At 69.6% G+C, this 299-nt stretch carries 1 protein-coding gene; it reads left to right on the forward strand.

Annotation, left to right across the window (positions count from 1 at the left end; genetic code table 11):
* On the forward strand, positions 1 to 299 hold a 299-nt coding region (locus IO36_RS36145), incomplete at both ends, for a DUF2637 domain-containing protein (protein WP_037626628.1).

Consider the following 299-nt stretch of genomic DNA (forward strand, 5'->3'; position numbering starts at 1 on the left):
TACGTCTTCCCGATCGGCATCGACGCGGGTATCGGCGTTCTGCTGGCCCTCGACCTCCTGCTGACGTGGATCCGCATCCCGTTCCCGATGCTGCGCCAGACGGCGTGGCTGCTGACGATGGCGACGATCGCGTTCAACGGCGCGGCGGCCTGGCCGGACCCGCTGGGCGTGGGCATGCACGCGGTCATCCCGGTGCTGTTCGTGGTGGCGGTGGAGGCGGCCCGGCACGCGATCGGCCGAATAGCCGACATCACGGCCGACAAGCACATGGAAGGCGTCCGCCTCACCCGCTGGCTGCT

It is taken from the genome of Streptomyces aureus (genome assembly GCF_000725495.1).
Classification (GTDB): Bacteria; Actinomycetota; Actinomycetes; order Streptomycetales; family Streptomycetaceae; genus Streptomyces; species Streptomyces aureus_B.